This window comes from Streptomyces sp. NPDC048018, assembly GCF_043202995.1.
GTDB lineage: Bacteria > Actinomycetota > Actinomycetes > Streptomycetales > Streptomycetaceae > Streptomyces.
Map to the genome: position 1 here is coordinate 97,413 of NZ_JBIDBK010000006.1, position 15,912 is coordinate 113,324.

Sequence of the window (15,912 nt, forward strand, 5' to 3'; positions counted from 1 at the left end):
ACTGATGGGATCTCCGGCACAGGAAACGTGAACAACGCTCACCATCCTCGTGCCGGAGGTCCCCTTGTTGCGAACCACCCTCGCGGCGGGCGCCGTTCTCGCCTCGCTGCTCGCCCCGACCGCCGCTCACGCGGATCCCGGCGGGGACGCGATACCCGCCCTCACCGACGCGCGCGGCCGCGCCCTGACCCTGCGCGGCTGGAACCTCGCCGACAAGGCCCACAGCGGTGACCAGGCGCTCAGCGGCATCACCGAGAAGCACTTCCGCGACATGCGGGCCAAGGGCTTCGGCTTCGCGCGCCTGGTGGTCTTCTGGGACGACCTGGAGCCGCAGCGGGGCAGGTACAGCCAGTCCTATCTCCGCAAGATCGAGCGGATCCTGGACTGGGCGGAGCGGTACGACGTGCAGGTCGTCATCGACGCCCACCAGGACGTCTTCGGGCCCGCGTTCGGCCACCGGGGCATCCCGGCCTGGGCGACCCGCACCGACGGACTGCCCTTCACCCCGCACCCCGGCGACTGGTTCTCCGAGTACTTCGAACCCGCCGTGCAGCGGGCCTTCACCCACCTCTACGAGGATCCGGACCTGCGGCAGGCCCAGGCCCGGATGTGGCGCGTGCTCGCCGAGCGCTTCCGGAACCACCCGGCCGTCCTCGGCTACGACCTGATCAACGAGCCCATGGGCGAGCTGCGCGAGGGGGAGGACCTGGCGACCGCCGCGCGCCGGATCGAGCGTGAGCAGCTGACGCCGATGTACAACCGGCTCGCGGACGCGGTCCGTCCGGCCGACCGGGACGGCTGGCTCTTCGTCGAACCGACCCCGATCGTGGGCGAGGGCGTCCCCACCGGCCTCGGCCGGATCGACGACCCCAAGATCGTCTACGCCCCGCACTTCTACAACTCCGGCATGGAGGCGGGCGCCGACTACGACCCGGCGGCCGGCTGGATCGAGAACTACGAGCGGGCCGTGACGGCGTACCCCAAGGCGTACAAGGTCCCCGTGGTGGTGGGCGAGTGGGGCCCGCTCAACAACGCGCTGCCGAACATGAACCGCTTCTTCCGTGAGGCCATGGCCTCCCTCGGCCGTTACAGCTCCGGCTGGGCGGGCTGGGAGTGGTGCTACGGGGGCGGCTACTGCGCCGTGGACGGCGCCGGCGTCTTCCGTGCGAACAAGGAGCTGACCGCCGAGCCCTACGCCGAGGCCGTCGCCGGCACGGTCCGGACCAGCGGCTACGACTCCGCGGCCGGCGTCTACCGCCTGGCCTACGACTCCGCGGACCGGCGCGGCTCCCACGTCACCGAGCTCTCCCTGCCCCCGGGCGCGTGGCAGGTCGCGACCCGGGGCAGGGCGATCGTGCTCCGCCCCGAGCCGGGCAGGGCCCTGGTCCTGGCCGCCCCGGGCGCCCGGGTCACGGTGACGGTCACCCGGCGCGGCTGAGGCGGCTCTGGGCGCAGGGCGCAGGGCGAGGGGACGGGGGCCGGGGCCGAGGGGCGAGGGGACGGGGGCCGGGGCCGAGGGGTGAGGGGACGGGGCGGCGGGCGAGGGGGTGGGGCGAGGGGGTGGGGCGGTGGGCCGGGAGCGCAGGGCGAGGGGCGGTGGGGCCGGGAAGGGAACAGGGCGAGGGGCCGGGGACGGCGCAGGGCGAGGGGACGGGGCGGTGGGCGAGGGGCCGTGGGGCCGGGGACGGCGCAGGGCGAGGGGGCCGGGCGCCGCCGCGGCGGTTGTGGGCCCCGTGCGGCGGACCGGTAGGCCGCCCCGACCGACGGGCCGCGCGGTCGGCCCCCGCCCGCCCCAGCCGGGGCCCCGGTCGGGGCGGGGCCCCTTCGACCGGGCCGGATGCCTATGGGGCGGGCCGGTGGGCCTCGGCAGGGCCTGTGCGCCTCGGGTCGGGCCGGTGGGCCCCGGTCGGGCGGGTGCCCCTCGGTCGGGCGGGTGCCCCGGTCGGGCGGGTGACGACCCTCGGTTGGGCCGGCGCCCCCGGCCGGGCGGGTCACCCCCGGTCGGGCGGGTGACCCCCGGTCGGGCCGGCGCCCCCGGTCGGGCGGGTGCCCCCCGGTCGGGCGGGTGCCCCTCGGTCGGGCGGGTGCCCCTCGGTCGGGCCGGTCACCCCCGGTCGGGCCGGTGACCCTCGGTGGGGCCGTGCGGCCTCAGGGCCGGCGGGCCTACCGGTCGGCGTTCCGGTCCGGCTTCAGCACGGAGAGGATGCTGTCCGCCGCCGCGCTCAGGTGGCGGCGGGTCTCGGTCATCTGGTCACGGCTGACGCCGTGGTCGCGGGCCGCGTCCCGGATGTCGTCGCGGAAGCGGTCGAGGAGCCGGTCGAGCTCGCGGGCCGGGTCGGCCGCGGTGTCGACGTCCCTGGCCCAGTCGGAGACGGCCTGCTCGGGAGAGGCCGGGCGGGCCGAGGGCGAGCCGTGGGCCGAGCCCGCCACCAGGCTGCCCAGCTGGGCGGTGATGTCGGAGATGCCCTCCCAGACGCCCTTGGGCCATTCACCGCGGGCCAGCCGGTCCTGCACCTGGTCCTGGACCTGCTGGGCGATGCGCTGGAACTCCTTCGCCTGGCGCTTGGCCGACTGGGCCTCCGCTCGCGCCTGGCGGGTCTGTTCCTTCCACTCCTCGCGCGCCTGGCGGGCCTGCTCCTTCCACTCCTGGCGGGCCTTGCGCAGTTCCTCCCTGGGGTCGGGGAAGGACGAGGACGTGCTGCGCGATGCGGTGGCCGCCGCACGCATCTCGCTGCGCAGCTTGCCCGCCGCGCCGCGCACGTCGTCGCGGATCTCCGCGGCCAGCTCGGAGACGGACTCGCGGATCTCCAGCTCCAGATCGGCCAGTTCGCCGCCCCGGCCGGCCAGCTCGGCGCGACCGGCGTCGGTGATCGAGTAGACCTTGCGGCCGCCCTCGGTGGCGTGTGTGACCAGGCCCTCGGCCTCCAGCTTGGCGAGCCGGGGATAGACCGTGCCGGCCGAGGGGGCGTAGAGACCCTGGAAACGCTCCTCCAGGAGCCGGATCACCTCGTACCCGTGACGGGGGGCCTCGTCGAGCAGCTTGAGCAGGTAGAGGCGGAGGCGGCCGTGGGCGAAGACGGGCGGCATGTCAGAGGACCTTTCCGGACGTGGGGGAGGTGGCGGTCCAGCCGTGGCCGTCGGGCTCCGGCTCGGGGCGGCGCAGCAGGGCGATGGAGCCGGAGACCGTGGTCGCCTTCAGGGTGCCCCGCCCGTCGCCGAGGGTGCCGGTGATGGACTTGGCGCCCCACTGGCCGCCGACCCGCAGGTCCTCGAAGGCGTTGGAGACCGAGCCGCTCGTGGTGCTCGCCTCGACCCTGGCGTCCGACGGGTGCGGCAGCCGGATGGCGACCTCGCCGGAGACGCTGGTGAGCCGGATGTCCGCGGGCGGGCCGGCGAGGTCCGCCGCCGGGTCGAGGTCGATGACCATGTCGCCGCTGACGGTGTCGGCCTTCACGGAGGAGCAGGCCCCGTCGATCACCGTGACGTCCCCGGTCACCGAATTGACCTGCAGCGCACCCGTGACGGCCTGGGCCTCCAGGTTCCCGGAGACGGTCTCGGCGCGGACCGGGCCGGCCAGGCCGACGAGGGTGGTGTCGCCGGTGACCCCGCGAACGGCGGTGCGCCCCTTGATGCCGGAGATCACGGTCTCGGCGCCGATGGCCCCCACCTCGACGTCCGCGCCCGCGGGGACGGCGACGGAGACGACGACCTTGCGCCGGTGACCCTTGGGGTCGAGCCACTTGAGGAAGCCCTTCCAGTGCAGGTCCTCGTAGCTCACCGTCAGAGTGGAGCCCTCCTGCGAGACGACGAGCGGCGGGCCCTCGATCTCGGAGATCTCCAGGCGGGCGGAACTCTCGTCGGTCCCCACCACGTTCACCGTTCCGTTGACCACGCGGACCCGGAGCCGGGTCACGGACTCGGTCAGCGGGATCTTCCTGGGCTCGGTGACGGACCACTCTGTCATGGTGCTGCCCTCCCGTGTCATGGCCGGCGCCGCCGCTCGCGGTGCACGCCGGGTGACGCAACATATCGCGTCTTCTCGATACACGATATATCGCGGTCCCCCCAAGTCAACCCCGGTTCATCCCGCCGGGGCCGCCCGAGCCGGTCATTCCCCGCCGTACCTGGACAAATTGACCTGGCGTAGGGCCATGAACGCGACATCGGGATCCCGCTTCGCCGGGGCGCTGCTCCTCTGCCGTGCCGAGCCTTCGGCGGTCCGCCCGCAGGCCCGCCGGCTGCCGGAGCAGCTGCTCCTCGCGCCCGCCGGAGCCGGCCGGCGCGTGCTCGTCCCGGAGGGTAAGCCCTGGCCCGACGACGGCGAGCCCGTCGAACGGGTTGTCACCGGCTGGGCCACCGCCCTCGCCGTGTCCGTCGCCGGCCGGCCCGTGCTCGCCCTCCCGACGGGCCTCGCCCCCGGCGAAAGCCCCGGCCGGCTCCGCTCCGCCGCGCACGCCCAGGGCGCCCGAGCTCCTCGAAGGAGCCGGCCGGGGCGGGACCGTACGCGCCGAGCTCGACGTGGTGGAGGGCGGCCCGCTCGGCCCCTGCCTCCGCGGCCCCGGGCCCGCCTCCTGGGCGCCGCCCGGCTCGCCGCCGGAGTTCCGCTGCCCGCATGCGGGATCGGCCGCCGCGGCGGGGTTGACGGCGGCCGGCGTGCTCCTCGGCGCCCACGGCGGGCCGGGGCTCGCGTACGACCGCCTGCGCGTGCTCCGCCGGACCAGCCTGCGGCCCCGTCGGAGCCCCGCCCGCGCCACGCGCCGGCCCGGCCGCCGGCCCCGTCGGAGCCCGGCCTACTCGTCCTCGTCGTCCTCGTCGTCGAGGCGCGCGAGCCAGGTCGCGAGGCGCTCGACCGGCACCTCGAAGTCGGGGTTGAGATCGACGAACGTACGCAGCTGCTCGGCCAGCCACTCGAAGGTGACCTCCTCCTCGCCGCGCCGCTTCTCCAGTTCCTCGATGCCACGGTCGGTGAAGTACATGCGATCAGAATATGCCGTGGTGAGACGCCGGAGGCCCGGCACCCCTCGGGGTGCCGGGCCTCCGGACGTGTCCGGGACGCCTACGCGTCGAAGACCTCCGCGACCAGCTGAGCCTGCTCCGCCTGGTGGCGCTTGGCAGAGCCGACAGCCGGGGACGAGGAGTGCGGGCGGGAGATCCGGCGCAGGCGCTCGCCCGCCGGGATGTCCGCGCCGACCGCCAGGTCCAGGTGGTCGATCAGGTTGAGCGCGATGAACGGCCAGGCACCCTGGTTCGCCGGCTCCTCCTGGGCCCACAGGTACTTCGCCGCGTTCGGGTACTTGGCGATCTCGGCCTGCAGCTCGGCACCCGGCAGCGGGTACAGGCGCTCCAGACGGATGATCGCGGTCTCCGTGTCGCCGCGCTTCTGACGCTCGGCCTCCAGGTCGTAGTAGACCTTGCCCGCGCAGAAGACGACCTTGCGGACGTCGGCCGGGTCGACCGTCGAGTCGCCGATCACCGGGCGGAAGCCGCCGGTGGTGAACTCCTCCACCTTCGACGCCGCGGCCTTCAGGCGCAGCATCGACTTCGGGGTGAAGACGATGAGCGGCTTGTGGTGCGGGTTGTGGACCTGCCAGCGCAGCAGGTGGAAGTAGTTCGACGGCAGCGTCGGCATGGCGACCGTCATGTTGTCCTGGGCGCACATCTGCAGGAAGCGCTCCGGGCGCGCGGACGAGTGGTCCGGGCCCTGGCCCTCGTAGCCGTGCGGCAGGAGCAGCGTGACGCCGGAGGTCTGGCCCCACTTCTGCTCGGCCGAGGAGATGAACTCGTCGACGACGGTCTGCGCGCCGTTGACGAAGTCACCGAACTGGGCCTCCCAGACGACCAGGGCGTCGGGGCGGGCCAGCGAGTAGCCGTACTCGAAGCCCATCGCCGCGTACTCGCTGAGCAGCGAGTCGTAGACGTTGTAGTGGGCCTGGTCCTCGGCCAGGTAGAGCAGCGGGGTGTAGTCCTCGCCGGTCTCCTGGTCCACCAGGACCGCGTGACGCTGACCGAAGGTGCCGCGGCGGGAGTCCTGGCCCGACAGACGGACCGGCGTGCCCTCCATCAGCAGCGAGCCGATGGCGAGGGTCTCGCCGAAGCCCCAGTCGATGGTGCCGTCGTCGATCGAGGCCGCACGGCGCTGCATCTGCGGCAGCAGACGCGGGTGGACCGTGATCCGCTCCGGGATGTTGACCTGCGACTCGGCGATCCGCTTCACGACCTCCTGGGAGACCGCGGTGGTGACGGCGACCGGGAACTCCGGCTTCGGGTCCGGGACCTGGGTCGGCGCCGGGGCGGCGGTGGCCTCGCGGACCTCCGCGAAGACCTTCTCCAGCTGGCCCTGGAAGTCCTGGAGCGCCTGCTCCGCCTCTTCCAGCGTGATGTCGCCACGACCGATGAGCGACTCGGTGTACAGCTTGCGCACCGAACGCTTCTTGTCGATCAGGGTGTACATCTGCGGGTTGGTGAACTGCGGGTTGTCGCCCTCGTTGTGACCGCGGCGGCGGTAGCAGATGAGGTCGATCACGACGTCCTTGTTGAACGTCTGGCGGAACTCGAAGGCGAGCCGCGCCACGCGGACGCAGGCCTCCGGGTCGTCGCCGTTCACGTGGAAGATCGGGGCCTCGATCATCCGCGCCACGTCCGTCGCGTACATCGACGAACGCGAGGACTCCGGGGCGGCGGTGAAGCCGACCTGGTTGTTGATGACGACGTGGACCGTGCCGCCGGTGCGGTAGCCGCGCAGCTGCGACATGTTGAGCGTCTCGGCCACGACGCCCTGGCCGGCGAAGGCCGCGTCACCGTGCAGGGCGACCGGCAGGACGGTGAAGTCCGTGCCGCCCTTGTTGATGACGTCCTGCTTGGCGCGGGAGACGCCCTCCAGGACCGGGTCGACCGCCTCCAGGTGCGAGGGGTTGGCGACCAGGGAGACCTTGATCTGCTCGCCGTCGAGACCCGTGAAGGTGCCCTCGGCGCCCAGGTGGTACTTCACGTCGCCGGAGCCGTGCATCGACTTCGGGTCGAGGTTGCCCTCGAACTCGCGGAAGATCTGCGCGTACGACTTGCCGACGATGTTCGCGAGGACGTTCAGGCGGCCGCGGTGGGCCATGCCGATGACGACCTCGTCGAGGCGCGACTCCGCGGCGGAGTCGATGACCGCGTCGAGCAGCGGGATGACGGACTCGCCGCCCTCCAGCGAGAAGCGCTTCTGACCGACGTACTTGGTCTGCAGGAAGGTCTCGAAGGCCTCCGCCGCGTTCAGCCGGCGCAGGATGCGCAGCTGCTCCTCGCGCTCCACGCGCGCGTGGGGACGCTCCACGCGGTCCTGGATCCACTTGCGCTGCTTCGGGTCCTGGATGTGCATGAACTCGATGCCGGTGGTGCGGCAGTACGAGTCGCGGAGCACGCCGAGGATGTCGCGGAGCTTCATCATCGACTTGCCGGCGAAGCCGCCGACCGCGAACTCGCGCTCCAGGTCCCACAGGGTGAGGCCGTGCTCGGTGATGTCCAGGTCGGGGTGCTTGCGCTGCTTGTACTCCAGCGGGTCGGTGTCGGCCATGACGTGGCCGCGGACCCGGTAGGAGTGGATCAGCTCGAAGACGCGCGCGGCCTTGGTGACGTCGTCGTCGTGCGACGCGTCGATGTCCTTGAGCCAGCGGACCGGCTCGTAGGGGATGCGCAGCGACTTGAAGACGTCGTCGTAGAAGCCGTCCTCGCCGAGGAGGAGGTTGGCGACGATCCGCAGGAACTCGCCGGAGGCCGCGCCCTGGATGACCCGGTGGTCGTAGGTCGAGGTCAGGGTCATGACCTTGGAGATGCCCAGCTTGTTCAGGGTGTCCTGGGAGGTGCCCTGGAACTCGGCCGGGTAGTCCATGGAGCCGACGCCCATGATGACCGACTGTCCGGGCATCAGACGCGGCACGGAGTGGACGGTGCCGAGGCCGCCGGGGTTGGTCAGGGAGACCGTGACGCCGGTGAAGTCCTCCATCGTCAGCTTGCCCACGCGGGCGCGCTTGACGATGTCCTCGTAGGCCTGCCAGAACTCGAAGAAGTTCAGGGTCTCGGCCTTCTTGATGCCGGCGACGACGAGCTGGCGGTCGCCGTTGGGCTTCACCAGGTCGATCGCGAGGCCGAAGTTCACGTGCTCCGGCTTGACCAGGGTCGGCTTGCCGTCCTTCTCCGCGAAGGAGTGGTTCATCGCCGGCATGGCCTTGATCGCCTGCACCATCGCGTAGCCGATCAGGTGCGTGAAGGAGATCTTCCCGCCCCGGGCGCGCTTCAGGTGGTTGTTGATGACGATCCGGTTGTCGAAGAGCAGCTTCACCGGGACGGCGCGGACGGACGTGGCCGTCGGCATCTCCAGCGAGGCGTTCATGTTCTTCGCGACCGCGGCGGCCGGGCCGCGCAGGGTGACCAGCTCGGGACCCGCGGGGGCCTCCGCCGCCTTGGCCGGAGCCGGGGCGGCCGCGGCCGGAGCGGCCTTCACGGCGGCCGGGGCGGCGGCGGGCTTCGCGGCGGGCGCCGGGGCCGTGGGGGCCGCGGCGGCGGGCTGCGCGGGGGCAGGAGCGGCCGGGGCGGGTACGGCGGCCGGAGCGGCAGGCGCGGCCTGTGCGGGGCCCGCCTGCGTCGTGGCGGAGGTGCTCTGGGTGCTCGGTGGGGTGGCGGCCGGGGCCGCGGGGGTCTCCCCGGCTCCCGGCTTGTAGTCGGCGAAGAAGTCCCACCAGGCACGATCGACCGAATTCGGGTCCTGGAGGTACTGCTGGTAGATCTCGTCGACGAGCCACTCATTGGCACCGAAGGCGGTTGCAGGGGACTTTCCCTGCCCGTCTTGGTCGGTCGGGGAGCTCGGGGTACTGGGGGACTGAGACGACACGGCGGCAACCGCCCTCTTCCGCTTCACAAGGTGATGGACAGCGGAAATAAAGGCTACGCCTCCCCGGCCGGGAGGTGCAGGCCGGGCACTCCAACGTCGCGCAAGTCACACTTGACGAGGTGTTTCGGGGTCGTGAATGGCGGGAAACAACCGTGGTTCCGCACCTGCGAGGGTACGGGGAACCGCGGCTACGGCCGGATCCGGCCGTACCCCTGACCACGTCCCGTGCGTCTGTCGTACAAGAACACGCAGAACGAGAGCTTCCGGTTCGAACCCTACGTCAATCGCGGGGAGGGAAGCTGCCCGGAAGAGTGAGCCTGATCCGGCACCCGCGTGACGATTCGGCCACTCCGATGTGGCCACCGTGCAGATCCACCGCCCAGCGCGCGATCGCCAGGCCCAGACCCGTCCCGCCGTCGCTGCCCGGGCCCTGCTGCGCCGGGACCGTGCCCCGGTTGAAGCGCTCGAAGACCTTGTGGCGCTCCGCCTCCGGAATGCCCGGACCCTCGTCCTCGACCTCCAGCTCCAGGGAGTCCGGGGCCGGCCCGCGCCGGGCCCGCACCGTCACGCGCCCGTGCGGCGGCGAGTGCTTCACCGCGTTGTCGATGAGATTCGCCATCACCTGGTGCAGTCGCTCCGCGTCGGCGTCCGCGGTCAGCTCCGGCGGCGAGACGTCCAGGTGCAGGTGGACGTCGGTGCGGTTGTGCAGACCGGAGGTGGAGGAGAGCCCGCGCTGCGAGGCCGCCAGGTTCGCTTCCCGCAGAATTCCCGAGAGGTAGGGCCACACCTCGAAGCGGCGTCGCCGCAGCGTGACGACACCGTTGTCGAGCCGTGACAGGTCCAGCAGCGTCTCCACCAGCCGGCCGAGCCGCTCGGTCTGCTTCAGGGCCGTGCGCATCGTCTCCGGATCGGCCTCGGAGACCCCGTCCACGACGTTCTCCAGGACCGCGCGCAGCGCCGCGATCGGGGTGCGCAGCTCGTGCGAGACGTTCGCGACCAGCTCCTTGCGGTGCCGGTCCACGGCCTCCAGGTCGTCGGCCATGCGGTTGATCGTCGAGGCCAGGTCGCCCAGCTCGTCACGGCGGTCGGCGCCGCGCACCCGGCGGCTGAAGTCGCCGCGCGAGATCGAGCCCGCGACCGTGTTCATCTCGTCCAGCGGGGCCGTCAGGGACTGCGCCACGAACTGGGTGATCAGCAGCGTCGCGATCATCGCGAAGACCGTGATGTAGCGGAACTCGGTCGAGGTCCGGATCGCCACCAGGGCCAGACCCGAGGTCAGCAGGACCGCCCCGACCACCAGGGCGCCCAGCTTCGTCTTGATCGAGATCGCTATGCGGCGCCGCCGCCCCGGACGCCCGGGGCGGGCCGGCCGCGCGGGGCGCCCGGGCCGTGCCGGCCGCTCTCCCGACCCTCGCCGGCTCACGGCGCCGGGGTCTCCAGTGCGTACCCGACGCCGTGGACCGTACGGATCCGCTCGGCCCCGATCTTCCGGCGCAGCGCCTTGATGTGGCTGTCCACGGTCCGGGTGCCGGAGGCGTCCGCCCAGTCCCACACCTCGGCGAGCAGCTGCTCGCGCGAGAGCACCGCGCGCGGGGTGTTCGCCAGGCAGACGAGCAGGTCGAACTCGGTCGGCGTCAGGTGCACGTCCTCGGCCTTGACCCGGACCCGGCGCTGCGCGTGGTCGATCTCCAGTTCGCCGAGCCGCAGGATGCCGCTGCGCGGCGTCACCGCCGCGAGCGCGGCCCGCTCCACCCGGCGCAGCAGCACGTGCACCCGGGCGGCCAGCTCACGCATCGAGAACGGCTTCGTCATGTAGTCGTCGGCACCGACGCCGAGGCCGACCAGCATGTCCGTCTCGTCGTCCCTCGCGGTGAGCATCAGGACCGGGACGGGCCGCTGGGCCTGCACTCGGCGGCAGACCTCCAGGCCGTCGAAGCCGGGGAGCATGACGTCGAGCACCATGAGGTCCGGCTGCCAGGCCTCGGCGGCGTCCACGGCGGCCGGGCCGTCGCTCGCGGTCTGCACGAGGAAGCCCTCGGCGCGCAACCGGGCGGCGATGGCGTCCACGATCGTGGTGTCGTCCTCGACGACGAGGACTCTGCGCTGGGCCCCCGGAGTCGCCGCACCCTGGTTCGTGGTGTGTGTCTGCTCCATTGCCCCGCCTCGCGTCGCCGATGTCGGTGCAGCAGCCTAGAGGCAGCGGCGCGGTCAAGGCTACGCAGGCGATCACACGGGCCGGACGGCGAGGTGGACCACATCGGGGACGCCCCGGGCAACCGGGATCTCTTCGGTCCGTACCCCGTTGAATCCGGCATTCCGCAACGACTCTTCGAAATCGGCTGACGGCTGTGCCGACCATACGGCGAGGATTCCGCCCGGGTTGAGGCGGGCCGCGCAGAGGCCCAATCCCTCGGCGGAGTAAAGGGATTCGTTGTCCTCGGTGACCGTCCAGTCGGGCCCGTTGTCGATGTCCAGACAGAGGGCGTCGTACGTGTCCGGGGTGGTGCGGAGATAGGTGAGCAGGTCCGTGTGCAGGATCACGGTGCGCGGGTCGGCGAGCGCGGCGCCCGAGATCGCCGCGAGCGGACCCCCGCGGTGCCACTCGATGATCGCGCCCTCACGCTCGGCGACGGCGATCGTGCCCCAGCGGGGTTCGGCGGCTGCGTGCGCGAGCGAGAAGCCCACGCCCAGGCCGCCGATCAGCACCGAGGGGCGGGAGTGGCCGTCCGTCGGCAGCGCGTCCAGGGCCGCGTCGATCAGCAGGCGTTCCGAGCGTCCGTCGGAGGTGTCCATCAGGAAGGTGCCGTTGGCGATGATCTCGAAGTGTGTGTCGCGCTGCCGCAGGACGACTTCTCCGTACGGACCCTCACGGCGGTCGAGGGTGACGGGACTTGACATGTTCACACTCCGTGGCTCGGTAGGTACGGGCTGTCCCGGCCATCCTCACCAAGTGCGGTCGGCCGGGACAAACCCTTAACGCCTCCGGAGGCGCGGGGCCTCGTGCCGTCCGGCGGGTCCGGGCGCGCGGGTCCGGGCGTGCGGGTCCGGGCGTGCGTGGTCGGCCGTCGGGCCCCGGGGTGAGGGCCTCAGGGGGAGGTGGGCGGGTGGCCTTCGGGCAGGGCCTTGAAGACCCGCTCCAGGGCGGCCGGCCGGTCCTCGCCGTCCTGGGTGACGACGAGCCGGTGGGCGTACGTGACGGAGTACGTGAAGCCGTCGGCGACCTGGCTCCCGGTGGGCCGGGCCGGCACCTTCGCGTACGCCGGGTCCTCCAGGGCGGCGCGCAGCTCGGCGACCTGCGCCGCGGTCAGGCGGCCCGAGGTGGGCGGCCGGGTGCCCTTGCGGAGCGTGTAGGTGCCGTCGTACTGCACGACCAGCTTGTTCCGGACCCCGGCGAGGCCGCCGTTCACGACCACCTCGACCAGGACCTCCTGGGGTGCCGGCTCGTCGGGGCGCCCGGTCGTGGCCGTGGGGCCGGGGGTCGGGCTACTGGGCGCCGGTGGGGAGCTGTGTCCCGAGTCGTCGGGGTCCGCCGCGGGGGCCTGGCTGCAGCCGGCCAGGGCGACGACCGCCGCCAGCACCGCCGCGGTCCCGTACCGCTTCACGTACTTCATGGGGTGAGCATGCCCGCACACCCCGCCCTCGCGCAGCCCGAACGCGTCAGCCCGTGCGCACGATGCCGGTGAGCGGGCCCCGGTGGTACCAGTCCAGGGAGTCGTAGAGCGCCATCCCGTCGGTGGTCGCCGCCAGCACGCCGGTCTCCGCGCCCGCCTGTGCGGCCGCCGCCTCCAGGGTCCGCATGACGTTGGCGCCCAGCCCGCGACGGCGGTGGGCGGGGTCCGTCTCGATCTGGTCCGCGACGGCCGTGAGCCCGGTGGGCGCGATCTGTCCGCGGGCCGCGAGCGCCCCGTCGGGCGCGAGGATCCGGACCCGGATCACCCCGTCCCGGGTCTCCGTGGTGCGCGCGTAGCCCTCGGGAGGGGCGGGCCGGGCGGCCGGGTCGAGCTTCTTGGTCATCATGAACCCGGGGTCGTCCGGGACGGCCCACCCCTCGGTGATCCAGGGCGCGACCTCGTCTGGCGTCGCCATCACCTTGAGCCAGGCGTGCGGCTCGCGGATCTCCGCGCACAGCCGGCCCACGGACTCCGCGTCCGGGTGCGGCAGCACGTGCCGGAAGGGGTGCTTCGGCAGACCGACGTCGATCCGGTAGCCCCAGGGCTCGACGACGGCGGGTGGGGTGCCCCGGGAGACGGCCCAGCCGGCCACCCAGGCCGAAGTAATAGACGCAATATCCATGAGGGCATTACAGCCCCTGTTCGCGGCCCGTGGAGGGCTGATCGCTCAGAGCGAACACCCACCGGGGAACAATCAACCGCTCACATGCATTGAGTCGGCATAGCTCAACTTGACTGCCGAAGGGGAGATCATGGCTTCTGAGTCCGTGGCGTCCGCGCCGCTCACACTGCCTGTGCTGCCGCTCGACGACGAGGTCGTGCTGCCCGGAATGGTGGTGCCGCTGGACCTGTCCGACAACGACGTACGGGCCGCGGTCGAGGCCGCGCAGGCCGCCGCGCGAGGCGGGAACGGGAAGCCGCGCGTGCTGCTCGTGCCCCGGGTGGACGGCACGTACGCCGCGACCGGCGTCCTCGGCACCGTCGAGCAGGTCGGCCGGCTGTCCGACGGCGACCCCGGCGCGCTCATCCGCGGCCGGGGCCGCGTCCGCATCGGTGCCGGCACGACCGGGCCCGGCGGAGCCCTGTGGGTCGAGGGCGTCGTCGTGACGGAGACCCTGCCCGACCCGCTGCCCGGCGCCGTGACCGAACTGGTCAAGGAGTACAAGGCACTGGCCACCAGCTGGCTGAAGAAGCGCGGCGCCTGGCAGGTGGTGGACCGCGTCCAGCAGATCGAGGGCGTCGGTGCCCTCGCCGACAACTCCGGCTACTCGCCCTTCCTCACCGTCGAGCAGAAGGTCGAACTCCTGGAGACCGCCGACCCGGTCGCCCGCCTCAAGCTCGCCACCGCGCAGCTGCGCGAGCACCTGGCCGAGCAGGACGTCGCCGAGACCATCGCCAAGGACGTCCAGGAAGGCGTCGACAAGCAGCAGCGCGAGTTCCTGCTGAGGCGTCAGCTGGAGGCCGTGCGCAAGGAGCTGCGCGAGCTCAACGGCGAGACCGAGGGCGACGAGTCCGACGACTACCGCGCCCGGGTCGAGGCCGCCGACCTCCCCGAGAAGGTCCGCGAGGCGGCCCTCAAGGAGGTCGAGAAGCTGGAGCGTTCGAGCGACCAGTCGCCCGAGGGCTCCTGGATCCGCACCTGGCTCGACACCGTGCTCGAACTCCCCTGGAACGAGCGCACCGAGGACTCCTACGACATCCAGGCCGCGAAGGCGGTCCTGGACGCCGAGCACGCCGGCCTGGAGGACGTCAAGGAACGGATCACCGAGTACCTGGCTGTGCGCAAGCGGCGCGCCGACCGCGGCCTCGGCGTCGTCGGCGGGCGCCGCGGCGGCGCCGTCCTGGCCCTCGTCGGCCCGCCCGGCGTCGGCAAGACCTCCCTCGGCGAGTCCGTCGCGCACGCCATGGGGCGCAAGTTCGTCCGGGTCGCGCTGGGCGGCGTACGGGACGAGGCCGAGGTCCGCGGACACCGGCGCACGTACGTCGGCGCGCTGCCGGGCCGGATCGTCCGCGCGATCAAGGAGGCCGGGTCCATGAACCCGGTGGTCCTGCTCGACGAGATCGACAAGGTCGGCTCCGACTTCCGGGGCGACCCGGCGGCGGCGCTCCTGGAGGTGCTCGACCCGGCGCAGAACCACACCTTCCGCGACCACTACCTGGAGGTCGAACTCGATCTCAGCGACGTGGTCTTCCTCGCCACGGCGAACGTCCTCGAAGCCATCCCCGAGGCCCTGCTCGACCGCATGGAGCTGGTCCGGCTCGACGGCTACACCGAGGACGAGAAGGTCGTCATCGGCCGCGACCACCTGCTGCCCCGGCAGCTGGAGCGGGCCGGTCTGACGGAGGGCGAGGTCGTCCTGGAGGAGTCGGCGCTGCGCAGGCTGGCCGGCGAGTACACCCGGGAGGCCGGCGTCCGGAACCTGGAGCGGTCGATCGCCCGGCTGCTGCGCAAGGTGACCGCCCAGCACGAACTGGGCGAGCGGGAGCTCCCGTTCGCGGTCGGCGCCGACGATCTGCGCGGACTGATCGGGCGCCCGCACCACGTGCCCGAGTCGGCGCAGGACCCGGCCGAGCGCCGCACCGCGGTGCCGGGCGTGGCGACCGGACTCGCCGTGACGGGCGCCGGCGGCGACGTCCTGTTCGTCGAGGCCTCCCTCGCCGACCCCGAGACCGGCGCCGCCGGGCTGACCCTCACCGGTCAGCTGGGCGACGTGATGAAGGAGTCCGCGCAGATCGCCCTCTCCTTCCTCCGCTCGCACGGCGCGGAACTGGAGCTGCCCGTCACCGGTCTCAAGGACCGTGGCGTGCACATCCACTTCCCGGCGGGCGCGGTCCCCAAGGACGGTCCGAGCGCGGGCATCACGATGACGACGGCCCTCGCCTCGCTCCTGTCGGGCCGGCAGGTCCGCACGGACGTCGCGATGACCGGCGAGGTCTCCCTGACCGGCCGGGTGCTGCCCATCGGCGGCCTGAAGCAGAAGCTGCTGGCCGCACACCGGGCGGGCATCACCACCGTCGTGATCCCCAAGCGGAACGAGGCGGACCTGGACGACGTCCCCGCCGAGATCCTGGAGAAGCTGGAGGTCCACCCGGTCACGGACGTCCGGCAGGTCCTGGAGATCGCCCTCACCCCGGCGGAGGTGGCGGTGAGCGCGGCGGCCTGACCCACCCGCCTGACGCACGCGGAGTCCGGCGGCCGGGCGCACCCGTCAGCCCACTGCCGGACGAGCCCGGGCGCCGGCGGCTCCGGGCGTACCCGGCGGCGACACGACGCGCCCCGGCGACGGCCGGCCCGACGCGCCCCGGCGTTCGGCGGCTCCCGGCACGCCCCCGCGTCCCGTGACGGGGCGCCCTCCCTGGCGGAGGGCGCCC

At 72.8% G+C, this 15,912-nt stretch carries 11 protein-coding genes; 2 read left to right on the plus strand and 9 right to left on the minus strand.

The features are described from left to right. Positions 1 to 64 precede the first annotated feature (64 nt). Entirely contained in the window at positions 65 to 1,438 is a 1,374-nt protein-coding gene (locus ACGF1Z_RS23780; RefSeq protein ID WP_393007125.1) for a cellulase family glycosylhydrolase, read from the plus strand. Between the two features lie 725 nt (positions 1,439 to 2,163). Here the strand turns inward: ACGF1Z_RS23780 and ACGF1Z_RS23785 are convergent. From ACGF1Z_RS23785 to ACGF1Z_RS23825, 9 genes are all read right to left on the minus strand, one after another. Further along, positions 2,164 to 3,087: a helix-turn-helix transcriptional regulator gene (locus tag ACGF1Z_RS23785; protein WP_393007127.1), complete on the minus strand. Its 924-nt coding sequence runs from the start codon at positions 3,085 to 3,087 to the stop codon at positions 2,164 to 2,166. Between the two features lies 1 nt (position 3,088). Continuing rightward, positions 3,089 to 3,964, minus strand: coding sequence for a DUF4097 domain-containing protein (locus ACGF1Z_RS23790; RefSeq protein ID WP_393007129.1), 876 nt, complete (start codon positions 3,962 to 3,964; stop codon positions 3,089 to 3,091). An 826-nt stretch (positions 3,965 to 4,790) separates the two neighbouring features. After that, entirely contained in the window at positions 4,791 to 4,976 is a 186-nt protein-coding gene (locus tag ACGF1Z_RS23795) for a DUF6104 family protein (RefSeq protein WP_010061466.1), read from the minus strand. Positions 4,977 to 5,056: 80 nt separating this feature from the next. Then, entirely contained in the window at positions 5,057 to 8,869 is a 3,813-nt protein-coding gene (locus tag ACGF1Z_RS23800) for a multifunctional oxoglutarate decarboxylase/oxoglutarate dehydrogenase thiamine pyrophosphate-binding subunit/dihydrolipoyllysine-residue succinyltransferase subunit (RefSeq protein ID WP_393007131.1), read from the minus strand. Positions 8,870 to 9,149: 280 nt separating this feature from the next. Next, positions 9,150 to 10,202 carry an ATP-binding protein gene (locus ACGF1Z_RS23805; RefSeq protein WP_393007840.1) on the minus strand — a complete coding sequence of 351 codons (1,053 nt, stop codon included), beginning with the start codon at positions 10,200 to 10,202 and terminating at the stop codon, positions 9,150 to 9,152. An 86-nt stretch (positions 10,203 to 10,288) separates the two neighbouring features. Next, complete coding sequence (locus ACGF1Z_RS23810) at positions 10,289 to 11,023, minus strand: response regulator transcription factor (protein ID WP_393007133.1); 735 nt, start codon at positions 11,021 to 11,023, stop codon at positions 10,289 to 10,291. Positions 11,024 to 11,095: 72 nt separating this feature from the next. Next, on the minus strand, positions 11,096 to 11,767 hold the full coding sequence (locus tag ACGF1Z_RS23815) for a spermidine synthase (RefSeq protein WP_393007135.1): 672 nt from the start codon (positions 11,765 to 11,767) through the stop codon (positions 11,096 to 11,098). Between the two features lie 188 nt (positions 11,768 to 11,955). Beyond that, on the minus strand, positions 11,956 to 12,480 hold the full coding sequence (locus ACGF1Z_RS23820; protein WP_393007137.1) for a hypothetical protein: 525 nt from the start codon (positions 12,478 to 12,480) through the stop codon (positions 11,956 to 11,958). A 46-nt stretch (positions 12,481 to 12,526) separates the two neighbouring features. After that, positions 12,527 to 13,162 (minus strand): GNAT family N-acetyltransferase, encoded by a 636-nt coding sequence (locus ACGF1Z_RS23825; RefSeq protein ID WP_393007139.1) that lies wholly within the window; start codon positions 13,160 to 13,162, stop codon positions 12,527 to 12,529. Positions 13,163 to 13,292: 130 nt separating this feature from the next. Between ACGF1Z_RS23825 and lon the strand changes: the two genes are divergently transcribed. After that, positions 13,293 to 15,704: an endopeptidase La gene (gene lon, locus ACGF1Z_RS23830; protein ID WP_393007141.1), complete on the plus strand. Its 2,412-nt coding sequence runs from the start codon at positions 13,293 to 13,295 to the stop codon at positions 15,702 to 15,704. Positions 15,705 to 15,912 lie beyond the last annotated feature (208 nt).